Raw genomic sequence first — 4600 nt, forward strand, 5'->3', positions numbered from 1 at the left:
GAAACCAGCTGCAATGTAACACTGAGGCAAGCCCAATTTAGATACGTACTCTAAGGCTTTAACTCTAACTGGATCTTGTTTGATTAATTCTACGATTCTATCCATTTTCGCCCTGTGCCCTAACGCCTTGTTAAGGTGTGAGGCACGCAATACTAAAGCCTCCGCATACCACCTTAACCACTAAAACCAACGCATAGTAAAAATGCCACGCGTGCCGAATCACTCTTGAACAATTTGTTAGCATACTTTTTCAACGCTCATAGTTCTTTAAGTGATTCTCTAAGTTTATCCATAGTTTGAATTCCAAGTTCACTACTAACCCAACCATACTGGTCGTCATGGAACCGAGGGAGAATATGCAAATGGTAATGGTCGAGCTCGTTGAAATGAGGTGCCTTTCCGTTGTTTTGCATAAAGCCGATACCATCGGAATTGAACTTAGCTTCTATACGTTTATATAAATCTCTTGCGACGTCGGTGATCTCTAAAAACACAGACTCGGGCAAGTCGATGAAAGTGCGGTATTGAGTCTTGGGACAAATTAAAATATGTCCAAAGTTGATTGGGTCATGGTCTGCAAAAGCTATAACTTGGTCGGATTCGTACACGATGACCGAGTCAATTTCACGATTAACAATTTGTTCGACTATCGTAGTCATCTGAACTCCTATCAAAGTATGCTAACGCCCAATTAAGGTGTGAGGCACGCAATACGATGCTCCCGCATACCACCTTAATCACTAAAACCAACGCATAGTAAAAATGCCACGCGTGCCGAATCACTCTTAAATTGTTTGTTAGTTGCCCATCTCAAAGCCTAGTGCTAACATTTGTACACACACCAACGAAGGAATACATCATGGACACTAGAATTCAATTTCGTGTTGATGAAGAAACAAAACGCTTAGCTCAACAAATGGCTGAGAGCCAAGGTCGAACTCTAAGTGATGCTTGCCGCGAACTTACTGAGCAACTCGCTGAACAACAAAGAAAAACATTATCTCACGATGCATGGCTAACTGAACAAGTAAACCTAGCATTTGAGAAGTTTGACTCAGGAAAATCTGTTTTCGTTGAGCACCAAACGGCTAAGTCTCGAATGGAAGAGCGCAAAGCCAGAATCCGTAATCGAGGTAAGCAATGATTTTATGGGAAGAAGAGTCACTTAATGATCGTGAAAAGATCTTCGAGTTTCTCTATGACTTCAACCCTGATGCGGCAGAAAAAACTGACAACCTCATTGAAGCAAAAGTAGAAAACTTGCTTGAACAACCTTTAATGGGTGTACAACGAGATGGCATCCGCGGACGATTGCTCATTATTCCTGAGATTTCGATGATTGTATCTTACTGGGTTGAGGGCGATATCATCCGAGTTATGCGTGTACTACACCAGAAACAAAAATTCCCTACGGATTGATTGCTTCCTCTGGGGAACTAACGCCCTGTTAAGGTGTGAGCAACGCAATACCGATGCTTCCGCATACCACCTTAAACACTAAACGCAACGCATAGCAAAAATGCCAAGCGTTGCGAATCACTCTTAAACAGATTGTTAGCTTTATTTCTATGCGTTTTCGAATAACTGCTTTACATCTTCGATCGCAGAACTTTGACTCTTTCTAAAGTCGTCTAGTCTAGATGCCGAGTAAGAAACGTAAAAATTTCCCATGATCAAGCATAAGGGAGTGAAGACCACTGCGAAGAAAAGTAGCCAACAAAGTGGATAGTAAGTTACTTGATACTCAGGGTTAAAGCCAATAAACACGAGAGTAAGCACCATCAATGCTGTACAAAAAAGTCCAGACCACTTGGCGAAAGTAGAAAAGCTATTCAGTCTAGCTGAATATCGCTTATGTTTCGCTTCAAAGTCTGAAGCACACCTTGAATTCTCAAATCGCTCACCAAGCTGAGCTTTTAACTGAGTACTCAGAGAAGTTGAGATACGATTAAACCTACTTACCGCCATATGCCTTAGTTCTTCCCACAAAGAGAAGACCAAGTTAAGGCCCACAGCTACCTCAATTAATGAGGAAAAGTCGGCTAGATTATAGAGAGTTACAGCTGTCTCAGACATAGCTCAGCCCTCCATTCAAACAACGGTCTCGTATTGAATTGAAATACTCGGATAAATTTCGATTGAAAGACTCATCAAAGTAGTTGATGAAAGTAGGTACAGATAAGTCACTTGGGTTTTCATTGGTATAGTCGAAAGAACCAACAATAAGGGCGTCATTATCACCAACAACAAAATTCACACCACGCTTCAGTACATCTGCGTCAGTCAACATTTTTTGCGGGATAGTATTAACCTTAATCTTGCCTTTTAACTTGCTGAAAAAGTTAGATTTCTTAAGTTTTTTAGAGTCATCAGTTAACACCAAGAATTCTCGTTTTGAGTCTTCTAAGTAATCGATGACATTGCTAATTATGAGGTCATCAGACAACGCATCTAGCAAGGGGTTGCGTTCTTTGCCTTTAAATGTTGTGAGCACTTTAATTATGTCTTCACTATTGTTAATCAAAAGGCTTAGCCCGATAATTAACACATCATCTGATACAACCCTAATGGGTGCCTTTTTCCTATCTAACGCACAATTCTTCATGTACGAGAAAAGATCGTCATTGCTCATAAGCCATTGTTACCTTGTTATATTTATAGTTGCATATTATCAGCGTTCATTTTCACGGTAAAGCTAACGCCCTGTTAAGGTGTGAGCAACGCAATACCGAAGCTCCCGCATACCACCTTAAACACTAAATGCAACGCATAGTAAAAATGCCACGCGTTGCGAATCACTCTTAAACAGTTTGTTAGGCATCTTTTCCCGAACGGTACTCTTTAAGTTGAGTTGCAACTTCATTTTGTAGCCAATCTTCGGTAATCCCCATTGTTTCCCACACTTTCAAACTCAGTTTTTCTACCGCGTGATCAGCAACTTGGAAAATGTGTATCAAGTTCTGGAGTTCAGTGATCATTTCTTTGCGACCATCAGTATCTGACATATGCATTGCATAATCGTAAAAGAAATCGTGTGCTAGCCAGTTACGCTTTTTCAGAGTAGCTTCAAGATGTGTTACTAACTCATAAGGTAGATCAACTTTCTTCTTAACTTGTCCTAGTAGACGACCAAATGTATGGGAATTTAACCCATTATATATTTCTAACCACTCTTCTTGATTCAGTGCTGAATTGTCGACGACTTTATAACCCATCGCGAAGTTCACGAGGGCTTTTTCAGCGCACTGTGCATTGAACGAAGCTAACCCAAAAAAGGCAAAAACTTCCTTTTCGTCACATAACTCCGGTTCTGGGATTGGCTTTAACTCACCAATATTTATATCACCAACTTTCACAACGACTCCTTGATGCCTAACGCCCAATTAAGGGGTGAGCAACGCTACCACCCAACCTAACGCTTTGTGCCATAAACACTAAATTTGAAGTAGAACCAAAAATGCCAAGCGTTGGGAATCCCTCTTAAATTGTTTGTTATGTTCGTTACTCAACAAATTTTGCATAAGCCCTGTCATCACATAGCTTTTGCCACACATCTTTGGATATAACCTTACTTATATAACCGTAGTAGCCCCAAGTTGTACTGAGATCTTCTTGCCAACAGGCATCACAGCTAAGAGCATGATATGGCACTGTATTCTTGATGATATCTTTACACACGTCATCTAATGTTTGAGGTTTGTTACAATAGCACTTGAACTTAGGATCTCGTTGGCGTCGGAATAGCTGCCCTATTTTTCGCTGATAGAGTTTAGGGTAACACTTCTTAATTCTCTGTTCTGCAGCATCTTGGATTCCTAAACTCCCCGTGTTGATAGCGTTTTCACGAATAACAAAAAGTCTTTTTGAATCATGGTCATATCTACCTTGATTTATAAATACTCTAATGTCTGCCATTCTTAACTTTCTCCGAGAACATAACGCCCTGCTAAGGGGTGAGCAACGCAATACCGAAGCCGCCGCAAACCACCTTAATCACTAAAATCAACGCATAGTAAAAATGCCACGCGTTGCGAATCCCTCTTGAGCAGTTTGTTAGGTTTTTTGCTGATGATTGCTCATTAGTTTTATTTTCTATGGTTAGGCAATACTAGAGGTATCGTAAACTTTAACCGAGACACTTCCCTAGATATTTCTGCATTTGATATATCAGAAGAAAGTCCAAAATCTAAAATTTTCAGCCCACCTTTTGCCCCGGCGGTCACTTTATCTTCTGCCGTAACACTGACATCAAAATGAATAGCTGATACAGTTTGGTTTGCTGAAAATTTAGTTAAGTTTGAGTTTGTAAGACCCACTACACCTTCAGCATTTGATTGCATCTCAATATTTGGAGGACAGATTATCACATCACCATCCATATATTTTTTCTGAGATTCATGCACACCAGTTACAACTTCATCTATTGCATACTTAATGAATTCTTTCAGTTCCATTTAAATCTTCCTATAAAACTGGTGTACCCCACAAAAAGTAGACAGTACATAACTACATACTTTCGTACTCAACTGGGCTGACCTGCCCCAACGCTGAGTGTCTTCTTCTGCGATTGTAAAATACCTCGATGTATTCGAAGATGCCC

9 protein-coding genes are annotated in these 4600 nt (G+C 40.3%); 2 read left to right on the forward strand and 7 right to left on the reverse strand.

From position 1 onward, the window contains the following. Positions 1–257 precede the first annotated feature (257 nt). Positions 258–659 (reverse strand): HIT family protein, encoded by a 402-nt coding sequence (locus L3V37_RS23630; RefSeq protein WP_237307307.1) that lies wholly within the window; start codon positions 657–659, stop codon positions 258–260. Between the two features lie 200 nt (positions 660–859). Here L3V37_RS23630 and L3V37_RS23640 point away from each other — a divergent pair, with 200 nt between their 5' ends. Together L3V37_RS23640 and L3V37_RS23645 are read left to right on the forward strand one after the other, a co-directional pair. Next, positions 860–1144 carry a type II toxin-antitoxin system RelB/DinJ family antitoxin gene (locus L3V37_RS23640; protein ID WP_005398409.1) on the forward strand — a complete coding sequence of 95 codons (285 nt, stop codon included), beginning with the start codon at positions 860–862 and terminating at the stop codon, positions 1142–1144. Further along, the gene (locus L3V37_RS23645; RefSeq protein ID WP_005398411.1) at positions 1141–1419 is read left to right on the forward strand and encodes a type II toxin-antitoxin system mRNA interferase toxin, RelE/StbE family; all 279 of its coding nucleotides are present in this window, start codon (positions 1141–1143) and stop codon (positions 1417–1419) included. The genes L3V37_RS23640 and L3V37_RS23645 overlap by 4 nt, the downstream gene beginning before the upstream one ends. A 147-nt stretch (positions 1420–1566) precedes the next feature. Here the strand turns inward: L3V37_RS23645 and L3V37_RS23655 are convergent, their stop codons facing one another. The 6 genes from L3V37_RS23655 to L3V37_RS23690 form a co-directional block, all read right to left on the reverse strand. Next, the gene (locus tag L3V37_RS23655) at positions 1567–2076 is read right to left on the reverse strand and encodes a hypothetical protein (RefSeq protein WP_237307309.1); all 510 of its coding nucleotides are present in this window, start codon (positions 2074–2076) and stop codon (positions 1567–1569) included. Continuing rightward, on the reverse strand, positions 2069–2632 hold the full coding sequence (locus tag L3V37_RS23660) for a hypothetical protein (protein ID WP_237307310.1): 564 nt from the start codon (positions 2630–2632) through the stop codon (positions 2069–2071). The genes L3V37_RS23655 and L3V37_RS23660 overlap by 8 nt, the downstream gene beginning before the upstream one ends. 181 nt (positions 2633–2813) lie before the next feature. Next, the gene (locus L3V37_RS23670; protein WP_237307312.1) at positions 2814–3356 is read right to left on the reverse strand and encodes a hypothetical protein; all 543 of its coding nucleotides are present in this window, start codon (positions 3354–3356) and stop codon (positions 2814–2816) included. A 145-nt stretch (positions 3357–3501) separates the two neighbouring features. Further along, the gene (locus L3V37_RS23675; protein ID WP_017049006.1) at positions 3502–3915 is read right to left on the reverse strand and encodes a hypothetical protein; all 414 of its coding nucleotides are present in this window, start codon (positions 3913–3915) and stop codon (positions 3502–3504) included. A 170-nt stretch (positions 3916–4085) separates the two neighbouring features. Then, a complete protein-coding gene (locus L3V37_RS23685; protein WP_237307321.1) occupies positions 4086–4454 on the reverse strand; it encodes a hypothetical protein in 369 nt (122 codons plus the stop codon). 52 nt (positions 4455–4506) lie between these two features. After that, the coding region (locus tag L3V37_RS23690; protein WP_193294083.1) for an IS3 family transposase at positions 4507–4600 on the reverse strand (94 nt) is incomplete at its 5' end.

It is taken from the genome of Vibrio sp. D54, assembly GCF_021728075.1.
GTDB lineage: Bacteria > Pseudomonadota > Gammaproteobacteria > Enterobacterales > Vibrionaceae > Vibrio > Vibrio alginolyticus.

Bases quoted from the DNA above. Each gene is read 5' to 3' on its own strand.
- L3V37_RS23630 (WP_237307307.1), bottom strand. From the start codon at position 659: ATGACTACGATAGTCGAACAAATTGTTAATCGTGAAATTGACTCGGTC.
- L3V37_RS23640 (WP_005398409.1), top strand. From the start codon at position 860: ATGGACACTAGAATTCAATTTCGTGTTGATGAAGAAACAAAACGCTTA.
- L3V37_RS23645 (WP_005398411.1), top strand. From the start codon at position 1,141: ATGATTTTATGGGAAGAAGAGTCACTTAATGATCGTGAAAAGATCTTC.
- L3V37_RS23655 (WP_237307309.1), bottom strand. From the start codon at position 2,076: ATGTCTGAGACAGCTGTAACTCTCTATAATCTAGCCGACTTTTCCTCA.
- L3V37_RS23660 (WP_237307310.1), bottom strand. From the start codon at position 2,632: ATGAGCAATGACGATCTTTTCTCGTACATGAAGAATTGTGCGTTAGAT.
- L3V37_RS23675 (WP_017049006.1), bottom strand. From the start codon at position 3,915: ATGGCAGACATTAGAGTATTTATAAATCAAGGTAGATATGACCATGAT.
- L3V37_RS23685 (WP_237307321.1), bottom strand. From the start codon at position 4,454: ATGGAACTGAAAGAATTCATTAAGTATGCAATAGATGAAGTTGTAACT.